We start from the raw sequence: 25,114 nt of genomic DNA, 5'->3' as shown, positions 1-25,114 counted from the left end.
TCAGGTCCCCTTCGGCGAGCGACGTTTCGCTTCAGCCGATGGAGGGGCCGCTTAACCCTGGGCGGCGACGCGAAAGCGACGATTCCACGACGCCCCGTTCGCGGTTTTCCGACGGAACGGCGACGCTTGATCCCTTGACGGACCATCAGTCATCGAACCGACGCCGAACCGTCACGCCCGCGCCGTTGACCCGCACGCGGCTTGGCCACAGGGACGCGTCCAGATCGTCCGGAGACCGACATGCGCCCTTCCCTCGCCCGCTCGCTGAGCGCCTGCGCCGCCCTGGGCGTGCTCGCCGCCTGCGCCACGCACGAGGTCGATTATCAGGGCGAGGGCGCGGGCCTCGTCGGTCCCGGCGCCCCGGTCCAGGCTGTGCTGGAAACCCCGTCGGTCGGCACGGCGGGTCAGGACGCCGCCGACGACCCCGCCGTCTGGGCCAGCGCTTCGCCGGTCACGATCATGGGTCGACAAACCCCGGGCTTCGTCGCCGGCACGGACAAGAAGTCTGGCCTCTACATCTACGGCTTCGACGGCCAGATCCTGCAGTTCCTGCCCGAGGGGCTGCTGAACAACGTCGATGTGGTCGAGGGCCTCTCAGTCGGCGGCCGTCCGCAGGTGGTGCTGGGCGCCAGCGACCGCACGCCGGGCAAGACCGGGATCTCCCTCTACACCTTCGACCCGGCCGGGACCGGCCAGAACGGCGTGCGCTATTGGGGCGCGGTCGCCACCGACGTGGTCGAACCGTACGGCTTCTGCTTTGCGCGGCGCGGAGCCGAAGTTCACGCCATCCTGGTCGGGCACGAGGGCGAGCTTCGCCAGTTCGTCCTAGGCGTGGACGCCGCCGGCCAGCCCACGGCGAGTCTGGTCCGCACCGCCGAGATCGGAACCATCTCCGAAGGCTGCGCCGCCGACGAAGCCACCGACGCCCTCTATATCAACGAGGAGAACGTCGGCCTGTGGCGCTATGGCCTGAACCCGGCGTCCGGCGCGGCCCGCACCCTGATCCAGCCCATCGCCAAGGACATCCTGGTCGTCGACGCCGAGGGCCTGACCACGATCGCCGACGCCTCGGGCCGCTATCTGATCGCCTCCAGCCAGGGCGACTCCACCTTCCCCGTCTGGCGCATCGACGGCCCGGCGCCGCAGTACAAGGGCCGGTTCAAGATCGTGGACGGCGCGGTCGACGGCGTCACCGGCACCGACGGCCTGGCGGCCGCCAGCGGTCAGGCCGGCCCCTTCCCCGACGGCCTCGTCGTCATCCAGGACGACGTCAACGACGTGGGCACGCAGAACTTCAAATACGTCGACTGGCGCGACATCCGCCGGGCGCTGGGGCTTTAGACGCCGTCTCCTTGCATCCGCGAGCGCGGTTCGTGCAGGCCGGCATCGCCTTGCAGCTTCGATTTGAGGCCGGAAGTCGAGCTCGGGTGTGCAGCTTGTCGTCATCATCCCCGGCAAAGGCGTCAGTGGTCAGTCGACCGATTGAAGCTATACTGACGGAAACTCACGACGGTGTGCGCCATGATGGAACTCCTTTTTGCGATGGCCCTCGCCGTGCAACGACCCGAGCGAACACTGCAGCTGGCGGAGGTCAAACAAGCCGATCCTATGGTGCTGGCTCCGAAGATGTTGCCGCCTGAGACGTCGGAGCAGATCACCGGCGGCTGGGTGCGCCGCTACTGGGCGCCCGGGCAGATGTACCAGGCGCTATTCTGGGAAAAGTCTCTGCCTGAGCGAGACGGAATCTGCGCGCGGCGGGTTCATTTGGTCTCGGCCGGCAATCCAACCGCGCCCGGAAATCCGGACAATCCTGAAACCGTGTTGACAGTAAGCGACCTGGGCTCGGGAGTGCAGTATGGACCGTCCTATCCCGAGCCGGCGACAGAGGCGCGGTGCGCCGAGTTGACCGGCTATATTGGCGCGTCTCAGGGCCAGGTGGACAACCAGTTGGCGGCGCTCGACCGGCTGACAGAGACGATGCGGCTGGCGGCTGGGACAGCTGATCTGCCGTTCGCCCTAGAGTGTGATCCGCAGGAGTCGGCCACGGCCTGCAACGATCCAAGGCGGGCCTTGGCGGAGCTGCCCTTGGATAAGCTGTTGCGAGTTCAGCCAAGCCGTCCGTTGCCGCCGCGTAACGCTTCGACGCCGCCGGGGCCGAGGCTCTTCGTGCAGACGGACGCGCCGAAGAACTGGAACGCCGCCGAGGTCGAGTTCGACACCTCGGGACCCGGCGCCAGGTCTTGGATCGTGACCCTAACTGGTGACGAGCGCGTCGAAACCGTGCGGCTTCGGTCGGCCATGATAATCCGTCACTGAGTTGGTCAATCGCCTCATTTGAGTCGGGTGCCACACCGCTGAAGCCTCCGCCATCGGATCAAATCCGAGGATGATGATCGCCGCCTATTGATCCTCGTCGAACTTGCGCGCGACCAGGTCGGTCAGGGCCTCCATCGCCTCTTCGGCGTCAGGACCTTCGGCGGAGACGTCGATGCTGCAGCCGATGCCGGCGCCCAGCATCAGCAGGCCCATGATCGAGCGGGCGTCCACCGTCACGCCGTCGCGGGTGACGTGGATCTCGCTTTCGAAGCTGGAGGCCAGTTTGACGAACTTGGCCGACGCGCGGGCGTGCAGGCCGCGCGTATTGCAGATGTTCAGGGTCGCGGTGACGGTCATTTTTCGCCTGCGAGCACCCAGGACGCGACGGAGATGTATTTGCGACCGGCGTCCTGCGCATGGGCCACGCAGGATTCCAGCGTCTCGCGCCCCCGCACGCTGGCCAGTTTGATCAGCATGGGCAGGTTCAGCCCGGCGATGACCTCGGCGCGCGTCTGTTCCATCACCGAGATGGCCAGGTTCGACGGCGTACCGCCGAACATGTCGGTGAGCAGGATGACCCCTTCGCCGTCGTCCACGGCCGCGGCCGCATCGACAATGTCGCGACGCCGACGCTCCATGTCGTCGTCGGGCCCGATGCAGATGGCCGCGACGCCGCGCTGCGGGCCGACCACATGCTCCATGGCGGAGAGAAACTCGGACGCCAACCCGCCATGGGTGACGATCACCAGACCGATCATGAGGACTTCACTCGCATCCCGCCCCGAACCGTCCCAGGCATTCCCCCGCCCGGCAAGGGAGGCCGGACGCCGCCCTCTATGGACCGCAAGGGGCGTGTCATAGACCCGTCTTTCGGGGTTTCAAAGCGTCTCCAACGCCGCTGCGACCACATCGACGGCCGAAGCCGGTCGGGGATCCAGCGCCAGCAGGGGCAGATCGATCCCCGCGAAAGCCCGTGTCTGCGGCTCCGGAAGCCGTTCGACACCTTCCGCGATACAGGCCACGGCCAGCGCCACGCGACAGACCGGCCGTGTTCTGGCGGCCACGATTCCGAGGCCGCGCACCTCGATCCGACCCGCGATGGAGGCCGGCGCCGATGCATGAACGGCTCCGTCCGAGGCCCAGACCTGGGTGTAGTCGTCGCTGACCAGCCGCCAACCCCGCGCGATCAGCCGCAGCGCCAGATCGCTCTTGCCCGCGCCCGACCGCCCCAGGATCATCACCCCCTGCCAGGCCCCGCGCCGGCGCACGGCGACGGTGGTGGCGTGGACCGGCTGGCCCGGGCTCACGACCAGCGGCCGACCGACGGGAAGACGATCTCGAACCGCGCGCCGCCTTCGGACTTGTTTTCGGCGTGGACGCGACCGCCATGCGCCTCGACGATCTGACGCACGATGGACAGGCCCAAGCCCGAGTTGGAGCCGAACACCGCCCCCTTGGGCCGCGAGGTATAGAACCGCTCGAACACCGTCTCCAGGTTCTCGGCCGGAATGCCCGGCCCCTGGTCCTCGACCCGGACCCGGATCGGCAGATCGTCCCCGATGTCCTCCAGCGTCACCCGCACCACGCCGCCTGCGGGGCTGAACGATCGGGCGTTGTCGATCAGGTTGCGGAACACCTGCCCCAGCGGCCCGTCGCGCCCCATGACCCGCAGGGCCTGTTCGGGCGCCGTGAGCACGACCGGAATGTCGCCGGGCTTGGCCGTCGTCTCATAGACGCCGACGATATCGACCAGCAGCCGGTTCAGATCGACGGGCCGCGGGCGATCGCGCGACAGCTCCGCATCCAGCCGCGAGGCGTTGGAGATGTCGGTGATCAGCCGGTCCAGCCGACGCACGTCCTGCTGCAACAGGGCCGTCAGCTTCTCGCGGTGCGCATCGGTCTTGACCAGCGGCAGGGTCTCCAGCGCCGAACGGATCGAGGTCAGGGGGTTTTTGATCTCGTGCGACACATCGGCCGCGAACCGCTCGATGGCGTCCATGCGCGTCGACAGGGTGTCGGTCATGGATTCCAGCGACCGCGCCAGATCGCCGATCTCGTCCTTGCGATCCTCCAGATCCGGCAGGGAGATGGCCCGCGCGCGTTGCAGCTTCACCTGATCCGCCGCCGCCGACAGCCGCATGATCGGCCGCGCCACGAACAGATGCAGCAGCAGCGATCCCAGCAGATTGACCCCCAGCGCCACCAGGGCGAACGGGAACAGCGCCTGCCGCTGAGCGCCCAGGATTTCGTCCACGTCCCCGGATTCGACGGTCAGCACGCCCAGCACCTGACGCACGTGGCGCACGGGAATGGAAACAGAGACGACGCGGTCGCCGGACTCGTTGCGACGCAGGGTCGATTGGGGCGAGCCGTCCAGCGCCGCCGCCACCTCCGCCGCCAGTTCGCTGTCGGCGCGCGCGACCCGGCGCTCGGACAGCAGATTAGCCTTGGCCGCGTCCTCGGTCGCCGTCCCCGCCGTCTGCGCGTCGGGCAGGGGCCGCCCGCCGATGGCTTCCGTCACCTGATAGCTGTCGACCAGCAACAGGCCGTTCACATCATACAGCCGCACCCGCTGGCCCGCCGGAATGAAGCGATCGGTCAGCCAGATCGATGCACGGATGGGGTCCAGTTCGGGCGTCGGTTCGCCCCGCGTCACACCTTCTTCGCGCAACACATTGGCCAGCAGCTCGGCCTGGACCGTCAGCGATTCCTGACGCGCCTCGATCAGGCCGGGACGCCATTCATTGATCGCCAGCGCCCCGCCGAACAGGATCAGCAGGCTGAGCAGATTGAGCACCAGGATGAAGCCGCCCAGCCGGGATCCGCCGAAGCGGAACAACGGCCGGCGCTGGGGCTCCTCGTCGGGCTCGCGCCCGCCCGGTTCAGCTCTCGCGGTAGCGGTAGCCGACGCCATACAGGGTCTCGATCGCGTCGAACTCATTGTCCACGGCGCGGAACTTCTTGCGCATCCGCTTCACGTGGCTGTCGATGGTGCGGTCGTCGACATAGACCTGGTCGTCGTAGGCGGCGTCCATCAGGTTGTCGCGGCTCTTCACGAAGCCGGGACGCTGCGCCAGGGCCTGCAGCAGCAGGAACTCGGTCACCGTCAGCTTGACGGGCTTGCCGTCCCAGGTCGACTCGTGTCGCGCCGGGTCCATCGACAGCTTGCCGCGCTTGATCGCACGGCCCGACACCTCGGCGGCGGCTTCCGGCTCGCCGCCGTCGGCGCCCGTGCGGCGCAGCAGCGCCTTGACCCGCTCGATCAGCAGACGCTGGCTGAAGGGTTTGTGGATATAGTCGTCGGCGCCCAGGTTGAAGCCCAGGATTTCGTCGATCTCCTCGTCCTTGGACGTCAGCATGATGACCGGGATCTGCGAGGTCTGGCGCAGGCGACGCAGCACCTCCATCCCGTCCATGCGCGGCATCTTCACGTCCAGGATCGCCAGATCGGGCGGCGAGGATTCCAGCGCGGCCAGACCCGAGGCCCCGTCGTGATAGGCGGTGATCTTGTGGCCATGGCTTTCCAGCGCCAGCGAAACGGACGCCACGATGTTCTCGTCGTCATCGACCAGAGTGATGTTGGCCAAGGGTGTCTTCTCCTGAACTTTACGTTCCCGCGAGCGAGAACGCACAGCAAGCGTAACCGTTCGATCTCGGTCACATTAGGGCTAGAGCGTTTCGGGCCGAATGAAAATCGCCTGCAACCCGAAAGCGGTTCGGTGACAGTCAGATGGTCACGGCGCCGCCTCGTTTCAACGCGCACGCGCCGTCGCTCCGGCGCGCCCAAGAACATTCCGGCGTGAAAACCTCGCCTTAAAGGCTTGGGATGCAGGATCGGCCCCATGGCGGGTCCGATCCATTACGAAGTCTATGTCCGCAAGAGCGCCCCGTCGTCGTGGACACTGCTGATCGCGACCGAAGATCGCAAACACGCCATCGAGACCGCCGAGGAGCAGCTTCGGGATCGTCTCGCCATCGCCTCGCGCGTGACCAAGGAGACGCTGGACCCCGAGACGATGGAGTTCAGCTCCCTGACCATCCTGACGCTGGGCGCGCCGGAGGAGCGAAAGAAGAAGGTCGCCGACAAGGCGGTCCCGCCGGCCTGCAGCAGTCCGGCCGAACTCTATTCGCCCCATGCCCGCGCCCTGATCGGCCGGGTGCTGGAGGATTGGCTTAAACGCGAGGGCGTCACCGCCTTCGAACTGCTGCATCGGCCCGACGTGGCCGAACGGCTGGAGGCGGCGGGGGTCGAGCTTCAGCACGCCATCCAGAAGGTCGCGGTCCCGGAAAGCCAGGCGACGGGCCAGGAGGTGCACGGGGTCGTGCGCCACTATCAAAAGCTGACCGAACAGGCGATGGCGCGGCTGCGCAAGGCCGGGCGCGAGGGTGCCTTTCCTTCGCTGGAGGACCGCTCCATCGCCGATCTGGCGCATCGCCTGGCCGGCGCACCCGACCGCGCCTTCGTCATGGGCGGCGTCGTCGCCGGCGCGCTGAAGAATTTGCGCGGCGCCCGCACGCGGTTGGGCGTCTTGATGGACCTGATGGACGCCGCGCCCGCCGACGGCCCGCCGCGCGCCCTGGTCGTGGTGGTGGTCGAGCAGATCGTCGCCGAAATGCTGGCCGTGCGCACCAACCTGACCGAGATTTTGGGCCCGTCCTTGGATCAGGGCGCCAATCTGGCGGCCATCGTGCGCATGGTCGCGCCGGACGAGATGGATGCCCTGTTACGGATGGACCCACGCCTCGCCCTGATGATGCCCCAGGTCGAGGGACCGGCCGCGCGCCTGGGCCTGCATCTGGCCTCGGGTGAGTTTCCGCTTCTGGCCGCGTCCTTGGCTCGCCTTGTCACCCGCGAACTGACCAGCCAGCGCCGCCTCCGCCCCCATGATCCGGTCGGAGAGATCGACATCCTGCGTCTGCTGGCCATGGCCCTGACGGCCTCGGCCGGCCGTCTGCTGACGCTGGAAGAGGTTCAGACCGCCTTCGTCGAACGCTCCAAGAGCCTGGTCACGGCCGATTTCGTCGGCGCCTACGTTAACCCCTGCCCGACGGTCTTGGCCGAGGCCGAGCAGCTGACCCGCCTGTGCGAGAACGTGACCGGCGGGGCGAACAAACGCGCCGCCGCGCGGTGGCTCAGCGCCTGTATCGGCTCGCTGCGTTTCGAAACCGAGATCCGCCAGTCCGTCCCCGGCGGCCCCAGCGCCTCGCACAAGTTGGGGACGCTGGCGCGCCTGCAGCGCTCGGTCCAATCCGCCAAACTGGGCGAGCACGATGAACATCAGATCATCGAGGCCATCGGCGCCGTCGGCGGCAATCTGGAAGCCGACGCCAAACTGGTCGCCCAGATCATCCGCGCCCAGGTGACGGCGCCCCAGAAGCTGACGGCCCTTCTCAAACTGGCCACCGGCGAAGCCGGACCCTTGGGGCCTGTCGCCGACCGCGCCCGCGCCGAAGCCATCAAACTGCTGCGCTCGCCTAATGTCCGCACCGCCCTGACCGCCGCGCCGGAAGGCGTCACGGCGATCAAGGGACTGATGCAACAGGCCGGCCTGGCGGCCTAGCCATTTGGCGCCGCGGCCTCAGAAATAGGGCTCGGGGGTTAACCGCTGAGAAATCCACCAGATATTGCCTGACGGATCGCGAACGCCGCCCTGTCGATCGCCGTAGGGCATATCCGAAACGTCCATGATGGATTCGGCGCCAGCCTGCTTGGCCTTCGTCATCGCGGCGTCGGCGTCATCGACATACAGATAGAAGGCGGCCCGATTTGCTGGAAACTGGTCCGACGCCTCGCTGACCATGATTGTCGCCGTGGAAAATCGTAGCTGGCAGTTGGCGATGCGCCCGTCCGGCATGGTCGATCGCCCGATCTCTCGCGCCCCGAAGGCCGCTTCGAGAAAGCCGACATAGGCCTCTGCGCCATCCGCGAAGATGTAAGGCGTCACGACGGCGAAACCTTCGGGCACGTGCATAATCAGTCTCCTGCCATGTCCGATATGATGACCGAATCCACGCTCGCGACAAGGGTGACGCGAGCGGTGCGCAGGCCGATGGTTTTGACGGCTCAGTCGAAGATGTCGAAGATGCTGTCGCGCTTCTTTTTCTTGTAGCGGTAGTCGTCGTCGCGATGCCGGTCGTCGCGATATTTGTCGCTCCGGTAGCCTCGATCGTCGCCGCGATACGGCTGTGACGCCCCGCCGCCCCACGGTTGGGACTGGGGTTGGGCATAGGGCTGCGGCGGCGGCGGATAGGCCTGCGGCGCGGGCGCGACCGGGGCTGTTGCGCGACCCTCCTCGACGGCGGCGGCCATCAGCTTTTCCAGCTCGCCACGATCCAGCCAGACGCCCCGGCAGTCGGGGCACATGTCGAACTGGACGCCATTGCGCTCCAGCGTCTGCATGGCGGCGTTGTCGTTGGGGCACATCAGAAGAGGCATGTCGGGCTCCGATCGAAAAGAATGGGCGGTCGATGCGACAGGCCAGGAGGGGAAAGCTTCGCCGCATCGACACGCCCGTGCGGTCCGACATCGCGTCGCACGACCCGGCGCAAGGAAGGGGGACGCCGGACCGCGAGAACGCCAGAGGGGCCCGTTCCGCCTCTTCAAGCTAGGCGCCGTCGCCGCCCGCCGCCATGCGTCGCGGGGCCGCAGGGGCTTCGACCGCCCCTGCCATCCTATCGGCCACGACGATTGCGAGATTTTACCACGGCTTACGACCGACCAGCGACCCTTCGCCTGTCATGGCCCTGGACCGGGTTAGAATGGCGACCCGGTCTTTGACATCTTCGCGTCCCGCCAGAACGCGCGCCTAAATAGACAGATTAGACGAATTAGACGGTGTTTTTGTCGGCGGACCCGCCGGCTAAAGTGCACAAATTGCACCTCAAAAACTCTAGCAGACCTGCCCGGCGGCCCAGCCCGACGACCAGGCCCACTGGAAATTATAGCCGCCCAGCCAGCCGGTCACGTCCACCGCCTCGCCGATGAAATACAGCCCCGGGACCGCCTTGGTCTGCATCGTCTGCTGGTCCAGCGCGGCCGTATCGACCCCGCCCAGCGTCACCTCGGCGGTCCTGTAACCTTCGGACCCCACGGGCTTGACCGCCCAGGCGTTGACCGCCTGATCCAGCCGCCGCAGCACCTTGTCCGACAGGTCCGCCAGATTGCCCGACGCCCCTTCGCGCTGGCACAGGCTCTCGGCCAGACGGCGCGGCACGATATGGCCCAGCGCGGTGTGCACCGCCTGTTTGCCGTTCGACGCCTTGGCCGCCTTCAACTCCTCGAACACGTCGCGGCCGGGCGCCATCGAGGCCACCACCGCCTCGCCCTCGCGCCAGTAGGAACTGATCTGCAGAATGGCCGGCCCCGACAGACCGCGATGCGTGAACAGCATCGCCTCGTTGAAGCTGGCCTTGCGCGCCTTGGCCCCTTCGGGCGCCGAGGCGACCGAGGCGTCCACCGCCACGCCCGCCAGCGGCGTCAGCGTCTCCAGCAGCCCGGCCTCGAACGTCAGGGGAACCAGCGCCGGTCGGGTCTCGGTGACGCGAATGTCGAACTGGCGCGCCACCTCATAGGCCCAGCCGGTCGCCCCCATCTTGGGGATCGACTTGCCGCCGGTCGCCACGACCAGCGACGCCGCCGTGACCTGTGATCCGTCCGACAGGATCGCCTTGAAGCCCTCGCCGGATCGTTCGATCCGCGTCACGCCGGTCTTCAGGCTCAGGGTCATGCCCGCCGCTGCCATGTCGTCGGTCAGCATACGGACGATTTGCTTGGCGCTGTCGTCGCAGAACAGCTGACCCAGCGTCTTCTCGTGCCAGGCGATCCCGGCCCTATCGATGCGCTTGACGAAGTCGTGCTGGGTGTAGCGGCGCAGGGCCGAGGTCGCGAACCGGGGGTTCTCGCCAAGGAAGTTCGCCGGTCCGCAGCCCAGATTGGTGAAGTTGCAGCGTCCGCCCCCCGAAATGCGGATCTTCTCGCCGGGCCGGTCGGCATGGTCCACGACCCTGACCCGCCGCCCGCGTCGCCCGGCCTCGATGGCGGCCATCATCCCGGCCGCGCCGGCCCCGACCACCAAGACGTCGACGAGGGCGTCCGAAGACGCCCTCGTCACTTGGAACCTCGCGGTTCCAGCCTCGGGGAGAGCTTAGTAACGGTAGTGATCCGCCTTGAACGGGCCTTCGACCGGCACGTTGATGTAGTCGGCCTGATCCTTGGTCAGCACGGTCAGCTTGGCGCCCAGCTTGGCCAGGTGCAGCATGGCGACCTTCTCGTCCAGGTGCTTGGGCAGGGTGTAGACCTTGTTCTCGTACTTGTCGGCGTTGGTCCACAGTTCGATCTGGGCCAGCGTCTGGTTGGTGAAGGACGCCGACATCACGAAGGACGGGTGGCCCGTGGCGTTGCCCAGGTTCACCAGGCGGCCTTCCGACAGCAGGATGATCTTCTTGCCGTCCGGGAACTCGACGTGGTGGACCTGCGGCTTGATCTCGTCCCACTTGAAGTTCTTCAGGCCGGCGACCTGAATCTCCGAGTCGAAGTGGCCGATGTTGCAGACGATGGCGTTGTTCTTCATCTGCCGCATGTGGTCGACGGTGATGACGTCCTTGTTGCCGGTCGTCGTCACATAGATGTCGGCGCGGCCGGCGGTGTCGTCCAGCGTCTGGACCTCATAGCCTTCCATCGCGGCCTGCAGGGCGCAGATCGGGTCGATCTCGGTCACGATCACGCGGGCGCCGCCCTGGCGCAGCGAGGCGGCCGAGCCCTTGCCCACGTCGCCGTAGCCGCAGACCACCGCGACCTTGCCCGACAGCATGACGTCGGTGCCGCGACGGATCGCGTCGACCAACGATTCCCGGCAGCCGTACAGGTTGTCGAACTTGGACTTGGTGACGCTGTCGTTGACGTTGATGGCGGGGAAGGGCAGCTCGCCCTTTTCGGCCATCTGGTACAGGCGGTGAACGCCCGTGGTCGTCTCTTCCGACACGCCGCCGATGGCGTCGCGGATGGCCGAATAGAAGCCCGGCTTCTCAGCCAGATAGCGCTTCATGACCTTGAAGAGAGCCTCTTCTTCTTCGTTCTGGGGATTGGCCAGAACCGAGATGTCCTTCTCGGCCTTCGGACCCAGCACGCACAGCAGGGTCGCGTCGCCGCCGTCGTCCAGGATGAGGTTCGGATAGCCGCCGTCGGCCCATTCAAAGATCTTGTGGGCGTAGTCCCAGTACTCTTCCAGCGTCTCGCCCTTGGTGGCGAAGACCGGCGTGCCGTTGGCGGCGATGGCGGCGGCGGCGTGGTCCTGGGTCGAGAAGATGTTGCACGAGGCCCAGCGCACTTCGGCGCCCAGGGCTTCCAGCGTCTGGATCAGGACCGCCGTCTGGATGGTCATGTGCAGGCTGCCGGCGATGCGGGCGCCCTTCAGCGGCTGGCTGGCGCCGAACTCGTCACGCAGGGACATCAGGCCCGGCATTTCGGTTTCGGCGATCTCGATTTCCTTGTTGCCCCAATCGGCCAGGGTGATGTCGCGAACGATGTAGTCGGTCATGGCTTGGGCTCCTGGCCGAAGGATGGATTTGGCGCCTCATAGCCTGAGCGGCGCTTCGGGGCAATGATCGCATAAAGATATCCTTATACGATCGGCCAGGAGCCCAAGCTCTGCGTTAACGGCTGCAAAAGCCTTACTGCCTACAGGGGTATCGCCGTGACGGAGGCGTCCGGCCAGTTCGTGAGAGTACAAGCCGATGTCCGAAGTCCAGATTCAGCAACGCACGACCTTCGCCGGCCTGTCGCAGCCCACGCCGGCCTATCGTGGCATGCAGGACATTCTCCGGGCCGCAGCGCCGGGGGCCCTCGACGCATTCTACGACCGCATCCGCGCCACCCCCGAGACGCGGCGTTTCTTCCGCGACGAAGCCCATATCGACCGGGCCAAATCCGCTCAGGTGGGTCATTGGGACGCCATCATCGAGGGTCGGGTCGATGATGACTACGGCCGCGCCGTCACCGCCATCGGCCGCGCCCACGCCCGGATCGGGCTGGAGCCGCGCTGGTACATCGGCGGCTACGGCGTGCTGCTGGCCGAACTGATCAAGGCGGTGGCGACCCGCCCGCGCAAGCCCCTCGCCGGCGCCGCCCACGACCGCACGACCGGCGAGGCCGTCGCCGAACTGAGCCAGCGCGCCCTGTTGGACATGGACCTGGCGATCTCCACCTATCTGGACGCCCTGCAGGCCGAGCGGGATCAGGTCGCCGCCGCCAAGGCCAAGGCGGACGCCGAGCAGGCGCAAGTGGTCGCCGCCTTGGGCCAGGCGTTGAAGACCCTGGCCGGCGGCGATCTGGCTGTGGAGGTTCAGGCCGATTTCCCGCCTGAATACGAAACGCTCAAGACCGACTTCAACGCCGCCACAGCCAGCCTGCGCCGGGCCTTTGGCGCCGTGGCGGAAAGCGCCCAGGCGGTTCGCACAGGTTCGGACGAACTGGCGACGGCCTCCAACGACCTGGCCAACCGCACCGAACGCCAGGCGGCCGGGCTAGAGCGCACCGCCGCCACGACCGAGGAGATCGCCGAGGGCGTCGAACAGGCGGCGATGGGGGCTCAGAACACCGCCCAGGCCGTTGTCGCCGTCCGCCGCGACGTCGAACATGGCGAGGCCGTCGTCGACGAGACGACCCAGGCCATGACCGCCATTCGCGACTCATCCGTCGAGATCGCGCGCTTCACCTCCCTGATCGACGAGATCGCCTTCCAGACCAATCTGCTGGCCCTGAACGCCGGCGTGGAGGCGGCCCGTGCGGGCGAGGCCGGTCGCGGCTTCGCCGTCGTGGCGACGGAGGTCCGCGCCCTGGCTCAGCGCTCGGCTGAGGCGTCCGGCGAAATCCGCACCCTGATCGCCACCTCGGCCGCCCAGGTGGCGCGCGGCGTCGAACTGGTCGAACGCGCGGGCCAGTCCTTGCACAGCATCGGCCAGCGGGTCGCGGCGGTCGACGATCTGGCCGGCGGCATGGCGGCGGCGTCACGGCATCAGGCCGACCGCTTGTCGGAGGTGCGCCAGGCCCTCGGCCAACTGGACGAAATCACCCAGCAGAACGCCGCCATGACCGAACAGGCCACCGCCGCCAGCCGCCAGCTGGCCAACGAGGCGGAGACCCTCGCCCGCCAGATCGCCAGCTTCCGCTTCAACGAGACGGACGCGCCTTACCGGCCTCAGGCGCGTCACGCGGCCTAGCGACAGCTTTCCTCGAACGGTCGGCGAATGCTAGTCGTGGGATATGGCCGATGATCTGTCCCGCCCCGTTCAAGCCCGCCTCGACGCGGCGCAACCCCGCCACGACTGGACGTTGGAGGAGGTGGAGGCGCTGTTCGCTCGCCCCTTCATGGAACTGGTGTTCGACGCCTCCACCGTCCACCGCCGCTGGTTCGACCCCAACCAGGTTCAGAAGTCGCAACTGCTGTCGATCAAGACCGGCGGCTGCGCCGAGAACTGCGGATACTGCTCGCAATCGGCCAGCTTCAAGACCGGACTGAAGGCCGAGAAGCTGATGGAGCCGAGCGCGGTCATCGCCGAGGCCATGGCCGCCAAGGCCGGGGGCGCCAGTCGCTTCTGCATGGGCGCAGCCTGGCGAGACCTGAAGGATCGCGACACGCCCAAGCTGGCGGCGATGATCTCGGGCGTGAAGGCCCTGGGGCTGGAAACCTGCGCCACCCTGGGGATGCTGACCGCCGATCAGGCCAAACAGCTCAAGGACGCGGGGCTCGACTACTACAACCACAACCTCGACACCGGCCCCGACTACTATGCCGAGGTCGTCACCACCCGCAGCTATCAGGACCGACTGGACACGCTGGAGCACGTTCGCGACGCGGGGATGAGCACCTGCTGCGGCGGCATCGTCGGCATGGGCGAGGCGCGGCGGGATCGCGCCGGCCTGCTGCACGCCCTGGCGACCCTGCCGGTCCATCCCGACAGCCTGCCGGTCAACGCCCTGGTCCCCGTCACGGGAACGCCGCTGGGCGAACGCGTCCTGAAAACCGGCGAGATCGACCCTATCGAGTTCGTCCGCACCGTCGCCGTCGCCCGACTGGTCTGCCCCAAGGCGATGGTGCGCCTGTCGGCCGGTCGCGAGACCATGAGCCCGGAGCTGCAGGCCCTGTGCTTCCTGGCCGGCGCCAACTCCATCTTCGTCGGCGGCAAGCTGCTGACCACCCCCAATCCCGAACAGGACGAGGACGCGCGACTGTTCGCGCTGCTGGACCTGCAACCCATGCCGGTGGGCGCTCCCGATCAAGCAACTGCGAGTTAATGGATTGGCGCTAGGGCTGTCGGCATGGAACGCCGCGCTCTTCTCGGTCTCGCCGTCGTCGCGACGGCCGCCGCTTCGACACCCGCCCGCGCTTCGAGCGGCGGCGCGGCGCCGTCGGCCGACACCTATGTCCGTCTGCCGGTCATCACCGCCTCGATCATCCAGGCCGGCGGCCGGCGGGGCGTGCTGACCATCGAAACCGGCGTCGATGTGCCCGATGCGACCCTTCGCACCCGCGCCCAGCAGTCCGCGCCGCGCCTCCGCGCCGCCTACAACACCGCCGCCCAGCGCTTCGCCAACGGCCTGCGTCCCGGCGTCGTGCCCGACATCGACCATCTGTCGGCCGCGCTTCAGGCGGCGACCAACGCCACCCTGGGCCGCCCCGGCGCCCGCCTGCTGCTCGGCACCGTCATGGCGGTCTGACTTCCGCCTCTAGAGGAACGAGTAGGGGTCCACGTCCACCGTCAGGCGGACGGAACCAGGCACCTTCACCCGCTGCAGCCAGGCCCGCAGGAAGGCCTGGAGGTTCACGTCCCGATCGGCTCGCACCAGCAGCCGTTTGCGCCGGCGTCCCCGCACCAAGGCGAGCGGCGCATCGGCTGGGCCATAGACCTCCAGCCGCTCGGCGTTGGGAATGGCCTGGGCCAGGTCGTTCGCCGTCTTCTCGACGGCGGCCGCATTCTCGCTGGACAGGATGATCGCCGCCAGCCGGCCATAGGGCGGCAGGGACGCCGCCTCGCGCTCGGCCATCTCGGCTTCCACGAAGGCGTCGCGATCGCCGGCCGCCAGCGCCATCAGCACCGGATGCTCAGGCGTCCAGGTCTGAAGCAGCGCCCGCCCCGGCCGATCCGCACGCCCTGCTCGCCCGGTCGCTTGGGCCAAAAGCTGATAGGTCCGCTCGGCCGCGCGCAGGTCGCCGCCGCGTAGCCCGAGATCCGCATCCACCACGCCCACCAGCGTCAGGCGCGGGAAGTTGTGGCCCTTGGCCGCGGCCTGCGTCGCGACCAGAATGTCGATCTCCCCGTCCGTCATCTTCTGGATCAAGGCGCGGGCCGACCGCGCGTCCGGCGCGGTGTCAGAACTAAAGACCGCCGTGCGCGCCTCGGGGAACAGCTGGCGCACCTCTTCCTCGACCCGCTCAACCCCGGGCCCGACAGAGACCAGCGAATCCTCAGCCCCGCAGGAGGGACACAGTTTGGGTCTTGCCATTGAGAAGCCGGTCAGGTGACAAACCAGCCGCCCGGTATAGCGATGCTCGACCAGCCAGCTGTCGGTGTCCGGCGCCGTCAGCCGATGGCCGCAGGCGCGACACAGGACCACCGGGGCATAGCCGCGCCGGTTCAGGAACAGCAGGGTCTGCTCACCCCGCAGCAGGGTTTCGCCGATGGCCAGCCTCAGCGGCTGCGACAGCCAGGTCTGCGGATCGGGCGTGTTCTGACGGAGGTCCAGCAGGGCGATGTCCGGCAGGACCGCCGTCCCGTGCCGCGCGCCCAGCTTCAGCCAGTCGTAGCGCCCGCTCTGCGCGTTCCACAGCGTCTCCAGCGACGGCGTCGCCGAGGCCAGGACCACGGCCGCCCCCTCGATCCGCGCCCGCGCCACGGCCAGGTCGCGGCCGTGATAGACCAGGCCTTCCTCCTGTTTGAACGAGCCGTCATGCTCCTCGTCCACGACGATTAGGCGGAGGTTCACGAACGGCAGGAACAGGGCCGAGCGCGCCCCGACCACGATGTTGCAGCGCCCGGCGACCACCGCCTCCCACACCTGGCGACGGCGCGGCGGGGCGACGCCGGAATGCCATTCGGCCGGGGCGGCGCCGAACCGCGCCGTGATCCGCTCGATCAGGGCCTGGGTCAGAGCGATCTCGGGCAGCAGTATGAGGATTTGCGCGGCCGGATCGGCCCGCAGCACCCGCGCGATCGCTTCCAGATAGGCCTCGGTCTTGCCCGATCCCGTCACCCCATCCAGGAGGAAGGGGCGGAAGCCGCCACCCGCCACGCCATCCGCCATCGCCGTCGCCGACGCCGCCTGGTCGCCGTTCAACGCGGCGGGCGCATGGTCGGGGTCGGGCCGGTCGAACGCCGCCTCGGCCGCGATCTCGATGATCTCCAGCACGCCCTCATCGATCAGGCCCTTGACCACGCCCGATGACACGCCCGCCGCCCGCGCCAGGTCGGCCGGCGGCATGGCGCGATCGCCCAGGGTCTCCAGCACGCCCGTCCGGGCCGGGGTGGCGCGCGACGGTGACCGCTCGCCCAGGCGTCGCACCCGGCGTTCCGGCCGGGGTCGAGGCGCGCGCAAGCCCTTCAACGCCGTCGCCGCCATCTCGCCCGGCGCCGACAGGGTCCAGCGTCCGGCCCATTCCACAAAATCCATGACGCCCGCCGGCAAGGGCGGATCGTCCCACACGCTGTCGATCGCCTTCAGCCGCCGGTTTGAGCCTGTGGTCTCGAACACCTCGGACACCACGCCCCGGATCAGGCGCGGCCCCAGCGGCACGGCGACCTGATCGCCCCGCGCCAAATCTCCGTGGGCCAGGCTCAGCGCCTCGGGAACCTCGTAGTCGAAGGCCTCCGGCACCGGCAGGGGAATGAGGACCGAGGCGACTTTCACCGAACTGCGCCCTCGGCTATGAAGCCGCCCATGAAACTCTTTCTCGATACCGCCGACGTCGCCGTCATCAAGGACATGGTCCCCACCGGAATGGTGGATGGCGTCACCACCAATCCGTCGCTGATCGCCAAGTCGGGTCGGAACATCGCCGAGGTCATCGCCGAAATCTGCGCCCTGGTCGAGGGGCCGATTTCCGCCGAGGCCGTCTCGCTCGATTTCGAGACCATGGTCAAGGAAGGCGACAAGCTGGCCGCCATCGCGCCGAACGTGGTGGTGAAACTGCCCCTGACCTGGGATGGCCTGCGCGCCTGCCGCGTCTTCACCGACAAGGGCATCAAGACCAACGTCACCCTGTGCTTCTCGGCCGCCCAGGCGCTGCTGGCCGCCAAGGCCGGCGCCACCTTCGTCTCGCCGTTCGTCGGACGTCTGGAAGACAACGGCGCCGACGGCATTGGCCTGCTGGAAGAAATCCGCGTCCTGTATGACGTGCACGGTTTCGAAACCCAAATCCTGGCCGCGTCCCTGCGCAATGTCGGCCATGTCGCCGCCGCCGCCGTCGCCGGATCGGACGCCGCCACCTTCGGCGCCGACACATTCAAGGCCTTGGTGAACCACCCGTTAACCGACAAGGGTCTTGATGCCTTCGTGGCGGACTGGGCCAAGACGGGTCAGTCTATTCTGTAGCATCGCGGTTCCCGGAGGTCTGTTTGAGCGGCTCATTGGACCTTTTCGAAACGTCGGAATCGGACGCAACGCCCCACATCGGCGACGGCTTGCATTGGCCCGACGTGCGGGGCTGGCTGCAGACCCATCATCAGACCCTGCTGGACGACCGCTCCCTTCTGGAAGAGATCGGTCTGCGTCCGCATGGGCGCAACGTGGTCGAGTTCGGCGCCGCCGCCCTGACGCGACTGGAGGCCGTGGTCGAGCGCGAGACCGGCGCCCGGCGCGAGATCGAACTGATCGCCCGCGCCAACTTCGCCGCCCAGACTCAGACGCACGTCGCGACCCTGGATCTGATGGAGGCCAAGAACCATTCCGACCTAGCCCGGCGTCTGGACGCGGCGGCGCAGGGACGGTTCGGCTTGGCCGGCGCCGCCATCGCCCTGGAAAAACCCGGCGGCGTGCCCTTCGGCTGGCGCGCCCTGGAAGAGGGCGACGTCGACAATCTGCTGGGCGAGCACGGCCTGACCTGGCTGGGCCCGATGATACAAGGACTGAATTTCTTCGGCGCGGCCGAGGAACAGGTGCGGTCCATCGCCCTGGTCCGCATGGCCCCGCACCTGACGCCAGGCGGACCGCCGCGCCCTTGCATCTGCGCCTTCGGCTCGCCCGAACCCGAAGGCTTCACCCCCAACATGGGCTGCGAACTGGCCGCCTTCCTGGCGCGGGTGACGGAGCGGATGGCCGAGCGATGGCCGGTCCTCAACTGACCGCCTCCGACGCCCTGCGCGCCTGGCTGGATCATCTGGCGCACGAGCGTCGGCTGTCGCCGCGCACGCTGGAGGCCTATGGCCATATCGGGCGGCTCTATCTCGCCTTCCTCGAACGCCATCGCGGTGAGACGCTGTCGCTGAAAGACATGGGGACGATCGCTGCCGCCGAGGTCCGCGCCCATATGGCCGAGCGCCGCTCGGGCGATCATCCGCTGGCGGCCCGGTCGCTGAGCCAGAGCCTGTCGGCCATTCGCGGTTTTCACGCCTTCCTCGACCGGCGGTTGGACACGCCCGCCCCGCAGTTGGCCTTGGTGCGCGGCCCAAAGGTCAAGCCGTCCCTGCCCCGTCCGGTGACAGAAGACCAGGCGCGCGGGCTATTGGCCGAGCCGGACGCCGATCCCGACGCCGAACCGTGGGAGGCCGCGCGCGACCGGGCCGTGCTGACCCTGCTCTACGGCTGCGGCCTGCGGATCTCCGAGGCCATGTCCCTGACCCGCGCCGATGCGCCGCTGGGCGAAACCCTGCGTATCGTCGGCAAGGGGGCAAAGACGCGGATCGCGCCGATCCTGCCCGCCGTACGCTCGGCGGTGGACGCCTACCTGGTCCTTCTGCCCTTCCCGCTTCAGCCCGCCGACTCTCTGTTTCGCGCGCGCCGCGGCGGCCCCTTAAGCCCCCGTCATGTCCAGGCCTCGGTCCAGCGGCTGCGCGGCCGGCTAGGTCTGCCGGAGCGCACTACGCCTCACGCCCTACGCCACAGTTTCGCGACCCACCTGCTGGGCGCCGGCGCCGATCTGCGGTCGATCCAGGAACTGCTGGGCCACGCCAGCCTGTCGACGACCCAGAAATACACCGGCGTCGATGCCGATAGACTTTTGAACTCCTATGCGTCCGCCCATCCCCGCGCTTGATGCGACAGGAGTCTTCGCGGCCGCCCAGCGACGAGGGCTGGGGCCTGCGCAGCCGCGCTGAGACACGACGGACAAGAATATGTCTCAGGCTCTTCGCCAAAAGCGCGTAGCGTGCCCTGCCCTGGCGAAGGCCCGAGGAGGATAGGCGGGTGCGGCCAGCGGTTGGCGAAGGATCGAGCGTGAAAAGGTCGCGGCGCAAGACGCTGGGCCTGCTGGCGGCTGCGCCGTTTGTGTCAGCTCAAGCCGCCGCCCCGGCGGACCCGCCCGATCAGGTGCGGCTCTTGCAAAATTTGCTTACACGAATGGGCGTCGGCGTGCGTCTGAACGGAAGCGTCCAGAAGATCTTCGTCATCGACACCGGCGCCGAGCGCAGCGCGGTTTCGGTCGAACTGGCCCAGGCCTTGGCCCTGCCGCCCGGCCGCCCGGTCGTGGTGCACGGGATCACGGCGGCCGAGGTCACGCCGACCGTCGAACTGGCGCAGATCGAGATCGGGCGGCGGCGCTTCAGCGACCTGACCCTGCCGGTCTTCCCGCGCGACGCCCTGGGCGCCGATGGCCTGCTCGGTCTGGACCTGCTGTCCCGCTTTCGCCTGACGCTGGACGTCAACGCCCGCCAGGTCGCCCTGTCGCCGTCGTGCTCGACCAGCATCGCGCTGACGACCAGCCCCGACTCAACCCGGCCCCAGCAACAGGACGTCCTGGTCGCCGGTCGTCGCGGTCGCTTCGGTCAGTTGATCCTGACCCGGATCGAGGTCGCCGGCGTGGAGGTTGCGGCCTTCATCGACAGCGGCGCCCAATATTCGATCGGCAATCTGGCCCTGATGCAGGCGATCGACATTGGTCAGGCCGCCGTCCCGTCCGAGCCCGTGCGCATGGTCGGCATCGTCGGCGGCGCGGTGACGGCCCGCACCGGCACGACGCCCGCCCTGCACATCGCGGGACGATCGCTGGGCCCGACCCCGCTGCTGTTCGCCGACCTGCATGTGTTTCAGGTCATGGACCTGATCGACAAGCCGGCCCTGCTGCTGGGCGCCGATCTCCTGAGCCGGTTCAGCCGCATCACCCTGGATTACGGCCGCAGCCGCGTGGCCTTCGGCGGCGTGCTGCGCCGTCGGACGCCCGGCTGATCAGATCGCCTTGATCGCCCCGCCGTCCAATCGGATCAGCGAGCCGGTGACATAGGCCGCCAGGGGACTGCACAGGAAGGCGGCGGTGGCGCCGAACTCCTCGGTCGTGCCGATGCGGCCGACGGGGATGGATTTGACGGATTCGGCCCGCGCCTCTTGCGGCGTCGTGCCGGTGCGCTCGGCGGTCGCCTGGTCCAGCCTTTCGATCCGGGGCGTATCGATCCGCCCCGGCAGCAGGGTGTTGACCGTCACCCCGTCCGGTCCGACCTCATTGGCGAGGGTCTTGGCCCAGGCCGCGACCGAGGCCCGCAGGGTGTTGGACACGCCCAGCGCCGCCGAGGGCTCAACCACTGTGATCGAGGCGACGTTCAGGATCCGCCCCCAGCCGGCCGCCCGCATGGCCGGCAGCACCCGGTCCGTCAGGCGGAAAATCGACAACACCATCGACTCGAAATGATCGCGCCACACCGCCGGCTCCAGCCCCGACACGCCCGACGGCGGCGGCCCCCCGGTGTTGTTCAGCAGGATTTCGACAGGCCCGCCCAAAAGGTCCTCGGCCCGATCCACCGCCTTCAACAGCGCCTCATGGTCCGCCAGATCCGCCGTCACTACGACCGCCTTGCCGGGCCCGGATGCGTTCAGCGCAGCCGCCACGGCCTGAAGCTTGCCTTCATCGCGCGACAGCAGGGCGACGTGCGCGCCCTCCGCGACCAGGGCCGTCGCCACGGCGCGGCCAAGGCCGGATGAGCCGCCGCAGATCAGGGCGCGCTTGCCGTTCAGTTTCAGGTCCATGGTCTTCTCCGATCCTGTGTGGCCCCGATATCGGATGCGCGGGTCCCCAACGCAACGCGGCGTTAACCGAGACGGCGCACCTTCTTTGTCGAGCGGCCGCCGAGACCACCAGGACAGGCCGGGGAGGGCTCGCCCATGTCAACCAAGATGACGTCCAGCACCCGCCGCCACAGCGACCATTTCGAGCCGCAGGACACCGATCCGCACGAACAGCGTCGCCTGCGCGGGCAGCTGGAGCAGATCGACTACGCCGCCTACGTCGCCAACAAGGAGGTGATCGGTCACGCCCTGACCGGCGTGGACGCCGGCTCGCTGCAAAAGCTGGCGGTCATGACCGCCACGGCCCGCGCCAAATGGGTCGCGGAATCGCTGCGCCTGGCCCACTCCGGCTCGGCTGTCACGCCTGACCAGGTCGCCCGCCTGACCGCCGCCCGCACCGCCTACGACGAACTGGCCGAAGCCTACGAGGCGCTGCGCCGGGTCATCGAACGGGGCTACGTCGCGCTGCGGTGATGGGTCGTTAATTTCTGCTCAGTCGGGTACAAAGTCATTCTCGACAAAACATCAAGAAACGCCGCGAAAATGAAGCGTCCCCGCCAACCCCGAGCCCCCGGAGAGCTTGAACGGAAATTCGAGAGTCAAATCTCAGCCCTGAGAAGTTCGGCGAAGGCTTTTGATGATGGTGAGCATTGGGAAGCTGAGCGCATGTCTTCGGCAATCCAAACGCTCTGCCATACGCACGGGCAAAGTATTGGGCTGCTTAACCAGTTGGGCAAGGATGGGCAGGGGTTTCTAGACAGCAGCGTTGAATGGGATCCATTCAACAAGCACGCACACTCGACGTTGATTTCCATAGTCGCAAGCCCAGACGGGCCCGGCTGGCTCGCTGAGTTAGATGGACGCCCAATGTGGTTTGTCGATTTTGCGCAATGGTGGACATCTCCTGTGCTCTCTGACGGTTTCGACAAAGGGAACAGCATGTCCAGGCGCGATTTAGTAGGCATCATGCGAAATCAGGATGGCGGCGGCCACGTCGATCCCATGATTGATGCGGCATACGCCGAAATGCGGACTTCGGTTAACTGGACCGATAACTCGACAAATAAGCAGACAACCAAAGATGCCGAATATCATGTCATACGACAAATTGGTCATGAGTTGTTAAAAAGTCTACTACCAGAATACAGAAAGAAAACTGCCTTTTCGAAAGACGCCACCTTGGTTAGAGGCATAAACTTTCGTGAGCAGGGTAGACCTGAGCCATTGGACCGGGGACCGGACTATACGTTAACCCCACCGACAATCGTGTGTGGTTGCAAGTCAGGCAAGCTGTTCAAAGCATGTCACGGCAAAGGGGCGACACCGCCTCGCATTATGCCCGAACAGGAGGCCCGCACGTTCGTAGCGCCACCGGACGCAGCCTTTGCACGCCTTGGCCTACGCTTTGGCCCGAACTAATTGCATTATCCGGTTGCCTGCTCACTTTCTGAGCATTCGGCAAACGTCTCGACTGAAGGCCGTGATTGAAACGCCTGGTGGAGCCGAGGGGAGTCGAACCCCTGACCTCGTCATTGCGAACGACGCGCTCTACCAACTGAGCTACGGCCCCGTTTCCAGCGTGGGATCGGGTTTCACAGGCGTGGCGGACATAGAAGGCGGGCGGGCGTGGTGTCAACGGGCTTGTGCGCGCAAAGCGCGCAGGTCGGATACGGCCGTTGTCGGAGCCGGGGCGAACAGGCTAGAAGCGCCGATCCAAGCAGGAGTTACCGTTCATGGGCTATGCGCTCGTCTGGTTGATCAACACCATCATCAGTCTGATGATCTGGTTCATCATCGCCCAGGCCATTCTGAGCTGGTTGGTGGCGTTCGACGTCGTCAACTATCGCAACCGCTTCGTCTATTCGGTCGGGACCTTCCTGGACCGGGTCACCGCGCCCCTGCTGGAGCCGTTCCGCCGCATCATTCCGAACCTGGGCGGCATCGACATCTCGCCCATCGTGGTGATCCTGCTGCTGCAGTTCATCAGCGTGCTGTTCAACCGCACGGCGGCGCCGGCCCTGATCCAGTTGCTCGGCTGAGGCGACACGGCGGGCGGAAATCTGATGCGAGAGGGTTGATCCGCTCTTGCGCCGCGCGCCTTCCTTTCTAAAGGTGCCCGCCCGACCACTTTCGACCACGGTTCATGACCACGATCATCACAGTCGCCATTCTGGGCGCCGGACAGATGGGCGCAGGCATCGCGCAGGCGGTCGCGCTCGGGGGCTATTCGGTTCGGCTTTATGACGTCGTCGCCGACCGGCTGCCGCTGGCGCAGGGCGAGATCGCGGCCAGCCTGGCGCGGCATGTCGGACGCGGTCTGGTCGATCAGGCCGCCGCCGATGCGGCCCTGACCCGCATCACGACGAGCGACGTGATGGCCGAGGCCGTCGCCGGCGCCGATCTGGTCATCGAGGCGGCGCTGGAAGACGAGGCCGTCAAGAAGGCCATCTATGCGCAGGTGGTGCCGCACCTGGGGCCGCAGACGCTGTTGGCGTCCAACACCTCGTCCATCTCGATCACCCGCCTTGCGTCTTCGACAGACCGGCCGGACCGGTTCGTCGGCCTGCACTTCATGAAGCCGGCGCCGGTGATGAGGCTGGTGGAGATCATCCGTGGCATCGCCACCTCGGCCGAGACCCATTCCGCCGCCGTCGCCTTCGCCGAGAGCCTGGGCAAGACGACCACGGACGCCGAGGATTTTCCCGCCTTCATCGTCAACCGCATCCTGGTGCCGATGATGAACGAGGCCATCTTCGCCCTGTACGAAGGCGTCGGCAATGTCGCCTCGATCGACAAGGCGCTGCGTCTGGGCGCCAACCATCCGATGGGCCCGCTGGAACTGGCGGACTTCATGGGTCTGGACGTCGTCCTGGCCATCATGAACGTGCTGTATGACGGGCTGGCCGACAGCAAATACCGCCCTTGCCCCCTGCTGGTGAAATATGTCGAGGCCGGCTGGTTGGGCAGAAAGAGCGGCCGCGGCTTCTACGACTATTCCGGCGCTGCGCCGGCGCCGACGCGATGAGCCGGTTCGAGAGCTATTCCGATCTTCCGGGTCAGGCGACCATCGCCGCGCGGCCTGGGCGGACGCCTCGGATTCTGGCGTGCCTGGCCGGCGCGGCCTGGCCGCCCCTGTGGTTGACCCTGCCCTTCTGGCGGCCGCACGCCTATCTGCCCGGTCGCGACATGGATTGGCGGCTGGTGGTGATGCTGATTGGCCTGATCACCGTGCCGCTGGCGCTGTATCGCGTGCTGAACGAGCGCAAGCGCGACGGACGGCCCGGCACGCGGCTGGGCGTCGTCTGGCGCTTCATGATGTACGGCGGCCTGGCGGCGGCCCTGGTCCAGATCGTCGTCGCCCTGGGCATGAGCGTGATGGGCTGGTTCGAGGCCGGCGACGTGATGCAGGCCCTGGGCGCGACCGAGACCACCCTGTTGATCTTCGGCGTCGGCGGCCTGCCCATCGCCATGATCGTGGGCGTCAGCTACGCCTTGTGGGCCGGGTTGTGCGCCGCCTTCATCGCCTTCGAGGCGCGGCCGGCGGTCAAGGATCGACTGGGCTTGATGCCCAAGGGCTGAGACGCAGGGTTGGCA

At 67.4% G+C, this 25,114-nt stretch carries 26 protein-coding genes and 1 tRNA gene; 15 read left to right on the top strand and 12 right to left on the bottom strand.

What is annotated here, in order from left to right; translation table 11 throughout:
* Positions 1 to 240 precede the first annotated feature (240 nt).
* Positions 241 to 1,341 (top strand): phytase, encoded by a 1,101-nt coding sequence (locus JX001_RS04060; RefSeq protein WP_205682397.1) that lies wholly within the window; start codon positions 241 to 243, stop codon positions 1,339 to 1,341.
* A 180-nt stretch (positions 1,342 to 1,521) separates the two neighbouring features.
* A complete protein-coding gene (locus JX001_RS04055) occupies positions 1,522 to 2,316 on the top strand; it encodes a hypothetical protein (protein WP_205682396.1) in 795 nt (264 codons plus the stop codon).
* 84 nt (positions 2,317 to 2,400) lie between these two features.
* Here the strand turns inward: JX001_RS04055 and JX001_RS04050 are convergent, their stop codons facing one another.
* The 5 genes from JX001_RS04050 to chvI all read right to left on the bottom strand — a co-directional run bounded on the left by JX001_RS04050 (position 2,401) and on the right by chvI (position 5,903).
* Positions 2,401 to 2,673: an HPr family phosphocarrier protein gene (locus JX001_RS04050; RefSeq protein WP_017506134.1), complete on the bottom strand. Its 273-nt coding sequence runs from the start codon at positions 2,671 to 2,673 to the stop codon at positions 2,401 to 2,403.
* Positions 2,670 to 3,074: a PTS sugar transporter subunit IIA gene (locus JX001_RS04045; RefSeq protein ID WP_017506133.1), complete on the bottom strand. Its 405-nt coding sequence runs from the start codon at positions 3,072 to 3,074 to the stop codon at positions 2,670 to 2,672. Before JX001_RS04045 ends, JX001_RS04050 begins: the two co-directional genes overlap by 4 nt.
* Before the next feature lie 120 nt (positions 3,075 to 3,194).
* A complete protein-coding gene (locus tag JX001_RS04040) occupies positions 3,195 to 3,623 on the bottom strand; it encodes an HPr kinase/phosphorylase (RefSeq protein WP_241004747.1) in 429 nt (142 codons plus the stop codon).
* Entirely contained in the window at positions 3,620 to 5,230 is a 1,611-nt protein-coding gene (gene chvG, locus JX001_RS04035) for a two-component sensor histidine kinase ChvG (RefSeq protein WP_205682395.1), read from the bottom strand. The genes JX001_RS04040 and chvG overlap by 4 nt, the downstream gene beginning before the upstream one ends.
* A complete protein-coding gene (gene chvI, locus JX001_RS04030; RefSeq protein ID WP_017506130.1) occupies positions 5,199 to 5,903 on the bottom strand; it encodes a two-component response regulator ChvI in 705 nt (234 codons plus the stop codon). Before chvI ends, chvG begins: the two co-directional genes overlap by 32 nt.
* Before the next feature lie 255 nt (positions 5,904 to 6,158).
* Here chvI and JX001_RS04025 point away from each other — a divergent pair, with 255 nt between their 5' ends.
* Positions 6,159 to 7,877, top strand: a complete 1,719-nt coding sequence (locus JX001_RS04025) for a hypothetical protein (RefSeq protein WP_205682394.1) — start codon at positions 6,159 to 6,161, stop codon at positions 7,875 to 7,877.
* 18 nt (positions 7,878 to 7,895) lie between these two features.
* Here the strand turns inward: JX001_RS04025 and JX001_RS04020 are convergent, their stop codons facing one another.
* The 4 genes from JX001_RS04020 to ahcY all read right to left on the bottom strand — a co-directional run bounded on the left by JX001_RS04020 (position 7,896) and on the right by ahcY (position 11,852).
* Entirely contained in the window at positions 7,896 to 8,288 is a 393-nt protein-coding gene (locus JX001_RS04020) for a VOC family protein (RefSeq protein WP_205682393.1), read from the bottom strand.
* A gap of 92 nt (positions 8,289 to 8,380) precedes the next feature.
* Positions 8,381 to 8,752: a TFIIB-type zinc ribbon-containing protein gene (locus JX001_RS04015; protein ID WP_205682392.1), complete on the bottom strand. Its 372-nt coding sequence runs from the start codon at positions 8,750 to 8,752 to the stop codon at positions 8,381 to 8,383.
* Between the two features lie 454 nt (positions 8,753 to 9,206).
* On the bottom strand, positions 9,207 to 10,364 hold the full coding sequence (locus JX001_RS04010; RefSeq protein WP_241004818.1) for a BaiN/RdsA family NAD(P)/FAD-dependent oxidoreductase: 1,158 nt from the start codon (positions 10,362 to 10,364) through the stop codon (positions 9,207 to 9,209).
* Between the two features lie 96 nt (positions 10,365 to 10,460).
* On the bottom strand, positions 10,461 to 11,852 hold the full coding sequence (gene ahcY, locus JX001_RS04005) for an adenosylhomocysteinase (protein WP_017506126.1): 1,392 nt from the start codon (positions 11,850 to 11,852) through the stop codon (positions 10,461 to 10,463).
* Positions 11,853 to 12,048: 196 nt separating this feature from the next.
* Here ahcY and JX001_RS04000 point away from each other — a divergent pair, with 196 nt between their 5' ends.
* From JX001_RS04000 to JX001_RS03990, 3 genes are read left to right on the top strand one after another with little or no spacing between them, the layout of a single operon-like run.
* The gene (locus JX001_RS04000) at positions 12,049 to 13,533 is read left to right on the top strand and encodes a methyl-accepting chemotaxis protein (protein WP_205682390.1); all 1,485 of its coding nucleotides are present in this window, start codon (positions 12,049 to 12,051) and stop codon (positions 13,531 to 13,533) included.
* Positions 13,534 to 13,576: 43 nt separating this feature from the next.
* Positions 13,577 to 14,608, top strand: coding sequence for a biotin synthase BioB (gene bioB / locus JX001_RS03995; RefSeq protein ID WP_205682389.1), 1,032 nt, complete (start codon positions 13,577 to 13,579; stop codon positions 14,606 to 14,608).
* A gap of 24 nt (positions 14,609 to 14,632) precedes the next feature.
* Positions 14,633 to 15,031 carry a Tat pathway signal protein gene (locus JX001_RS03990; RefSeq protein ID WP_205682388.1) on the top strand — a complete coding sequence of 133 codons (399 nt, stop codon included), beginning with the start codon at positions 14,633 to 14,635 and terminating at the stop codon, positions 15,029 to 15,031.
* A gap of 9 nt (positions 15,032 to 15,040) precedes the next feature.
* On the opposite strand, the gene JX001_RS03985 is transcribed toward JX001_RS03990, so the two are convergent.
* Positions 15,041 to 17,218: a primosomal protein N' gene (locus JX001_RS03985; RefSeq protein WP_205682387.1), complete on the bottom strand. Its 2,178-nt coding sequence runs from the start codon at positions 17,216 to 17,218 to the stop codon at positions 15,041 to 15,043.
* Positions 17,219 to 17,248: 30 nt separating this feature from the next.
* Here JX001_RS03985 and fsa point away from each other — a divergent pair, with 30 nt between their 5' ends.
* From fsa to JX001_RS03965, 4 genes are all read left to right on the top strand, one after another.
* Positions 17,249 to 17,902, top strand: coding sequence for a fructose-6-phosphate aldolase (fsa, locus tag JX001_RS03980; protein ID WP_026108568.1), 654 nt, complete (start codon positions 17,249 to 17,251; stop codon positions 17,900 to 17,902).
* Positions 17,903 to 17,937: 35 nt separating this feature from the next.
* Positions 17,938 to 18,651 carry a DUF484 family protein gene (locus tag JX001_RS03975; protein WP_205682386.1) on the top strand — a complete coding sequence of 238 codons (714 nt, stop codon included), beginning with the start codon at positions 17,938 to 17,940 and terminating at the stop codon, positions 18,649 to 18,651.
* On the top strand, positions 18,633 to 19,562 hold the full coding sequence (locus tag JX001_RS03970; RefSeq protein ID WP_205682385.1) for a tyrosine recombinase XerC: 930 nt from the start codon (positions 18,633 to 18,635) through the stop codon (positions 19,560 to 19,562). The genes JX001_RS03975 and JX001_RS03970 overlap by 19 nt, the downstream gene beginning before the upstream one ends.
* Before the next feature lie 179 nt (positions 19,563 to 19,741).
* Entirely contained in the window at positions 19,742 to 20,689 is a 948-nt protein-coding gene (locus tag JX001_RS03965; RefSeq protein ID WP_205682384.1) for an aspartyl protease family protein, read from the top strand.
* Here JX001_RS03965 and JX001_RS03960 read toward each other — a convergent pair whose 3' ends face one another.
* A complete protein-coding gene (locus JX001_RS03960; RefSeq protein WP_205682383.1) occupies positions 20,690 to 21,481 on the bottom strand; it encodes an SDR family oxidoreductase in 792 nt (263 codons plus the stop codon). It abuts the gene before it with no gap.
* A 135-nt stretch (positions 21,482 to 21,616) separates the two neighbouring features.
* Between JX001_RS03960 and JX001_RS03955 the strand changes: the two genes are divergently transcribed.
* Positions 21,617 to 21,994, top strand: coding sequence for a hypothetical protein (locus JX001_RS03955; protein WP_055754368.1), 378 nt, complete (start codon positions 21,617 to 21,619; stop codon positions 21,992 to 21,994).
* A 69-nt stretch (positions 21,995 to 22,063) separates the two neighbouring features.
* The gene (locus tag JX001_RS03950; RefSeq protein ID WP_205682382.1) at positions 22,064 to 22,939 is read left to right on the top strand and encodes a hypothetical protein; all 876 of its coding nucleotides are present in this window, start codon (positions 22,064 to 22,066) and stop codon (positions 22,937 to 22,939) included.
* A gap of 75 nt (positions 22,940 to 23,014) precedes the next feature.
* Here JX001_RS03950 and JX001_RS03945 read toward each other — a convergent pair.
* Positions 23,015 to 23,090 (bottom strand) — tRNA-Ala (locus JX001_RS03945).
* Positions 23,091 to 23,253: 163 nt separating this feature from the next.
* On the opposite strand from JX001_RS03945, the gene JX001_RS03940 reads away from it, so the two are divergent.
* From JX001_RS03940 to JX001_RS03930, 3 genes are all read left to right on the top strand, one after another.
* Positions 23,254 to 23,559 carry a YggT family protein gene (locus JX001_RS03940; protein WP_017504977.1) on the top strand — a complete coding sequence of 102 codons (306 nt, stop codon included), beginning with the start codon at positions 23,254 to 23,256 and terminating at the stop codon, positions 23,557 to 23,559.
* 104 nt (positions 23,560 to 23,663) lie between these two features.
* Positions 23,664 to 24,545 carry a 3-hydroxybutyryl-CoA dehydrogenase gene (locus JX001_RS03935; protein ID WP_205682381.1) on the top strand — a complete coding sequence of 294 codons (882 nt, stop codon included), beginning with the start codon at positions 23,664 to 23,666 and terminating at the stop codon, positions 24,543 to 24,545.
* On the top strand, positions 24,542 to 25,099 hold the full coding sequence (locus JX001_RS03930) for a phthalate transporter (RefSeq protein ID WP_137720670.1): 558 nt from the start codon (positions 24,542 to 24,544) through the stop codon (positions 25,097 to 25,099). Before JX001_RS03935 ends, JX001_RS03930 begins: the two co-directional genes overlap by 4 nt.
* Positions 25,100 to 25,114 lie beyond the last annotated feature (15 nt).

It is taken from the genome of Brevundimonas fontaquae (assembly GCF_017086445.1).
Taxonomy (GTDB): Bacteria; Pseudomonadota; Alphaproteobacteria; order Caulobacterales; family Caulobacteraceae; genus Brevundimonas; species Brevundimonas fontaquae.
Note: the sequence above shows the minus strand (reverse complement) of the source record. Positions and strands in the feature narration are given on the sequence as shown.

Coding starts and splice junctions, on each gene's coding strand:
- JX001_RS04045 (WP_017506133.1), bottom strand. CDS start 3,074: ATGATCGGTCTGGTGATCGTCACCCATGGCGGGTTGGCGTCCGAGTTT.
- JX001_RS04010 (WP_241004818.1), bottom strand. CDS start 10,364: ATGATGGCCGCCATCGAGGCCGGGCGACGCGGGCGGCGGGTCAGGGTC.
- JX001_RS03960 (WP_205682383.1), bottom strand. CDS start 21,481: ATGGACCTGAAACTGAACGGCAAGCGCGCCCTGATCTGCGGCGGCTCA.
- JX001_RS03940 (WP_017504977.1), top strand. CDS start 23,254: ATGGGCTATGCGCTCGTCTGGTTGATCAACACCATCATCAGTCTGATG.
- JX001_RS04015 (WP_205682392.1), bottom strand. CDS start 8,752: ATGCCTCTTCTGATGTGCCCCAACGACAACGCCGCCATGCAGACGCTG.
- JX001_RS04055 (WP_205682396.1), top strand. CDS start 1,522: ATGATGGAACTCCTTTTTGCGATGGCCCTCGCCGTGCAACGACCCGAG.
- JX001_RS03935 (WP_205682381.1), top strand. CDS start 23,664: ATGACCACGATCATCACAGTCGCCATTCTGGGCGCCGGACAGATGGGC.
- JX001_RS04000 (WP_205682390.1), top strand. CDS start 12,049: ATGTCCGAAGTCCAGATTCAGCAACGCACGACCTTCGCCGGCCTGTCG.
- bioB (WP_205682389.1), top strand. CDS start 13,577: ATGGCCGATGATCTGTCCCGCCCCGTTCAAGCCCGCCTCGACGCGGCG.
- JX001_RS04020 (WP_205682393.1), bottom strand. CDS start 8,288: ATGCACGTGCCCGAAGGTTTCGCCGTCGTGACGCCTTACATCTTCGCG.
- JX001_RS03930 (WP_137720670.1), top strand. CDS start 24,542: ATGAGCCGGTTCGAGAGCTATTCCGATCTTCCGGGTCAGGCGACCATC.
- ahcY (WP_017506126.1), bottom strand. CDS start 11,852: ATGACCGACTACATCGTTCGCGACATCACCCTGGCCGATTGGGGCAAC.
- JX001_RS03990 (WP_205682388.1), top strand. CDS start 14,633: ATGGAACGCCGCGCTCTTCTCGGTCTCGCCGTCGTCGCGACGGCCGCC.
- fsa (WP_026108568.1), top strand. CDS start 17,249: ATGAAACTCTTTCTCGATACCGCCGACGTCGCCGTCATCAAGGACATG.
- JX001_RS03950 (WP_205682382.1), top strand. CDS start 22,064: ATGAAGCGTCCCCGCCAACCCCGAGCCCCCGGAGAGCTTGAACGGAAA.
- chvG (WP_205682395.1), bottom strand. CDS start 5,230: ATGGCGTCGGCTACCGCTACCGCGAGAGCTGAACCGGGCGGGCGCGAG.
- JX001_RS04025 (WP_205682394.1), top strand. CDS start 6,159: ATGGCGGGTCCGATCCATTACGAAGTCTATGTCCGCAAGAGCGCCCCG.
- JX001_RS04060 (WP_205682397.1), top strand. CDS start 241: ATGCGCCCTTCCCTCGCCCGCTCGCTGAGCGCCTGCGCCGCCCTGGGC.
- JX001_RS03955 (WP_055754368.1), top strand. CDS start 21,617: ATGTCAACCAAGATGACGTCCAGCACCCGCCGCCACAGCGACCATTTC.
- JX001_RS03970 (WP_205682385.1), top strand. CDS start 18,633: ATGGCCGGTCCTCAACTGACCGCCTCCGACGCCCTGCGCGCCTGGCTG.
- JX001_RS04050 (WP_017506134.1), bottom strand. CDS start 2,673: ATGACCGTCACCGCGACCCTGAACATCTGCAATACGCGCGGCCTGCAC.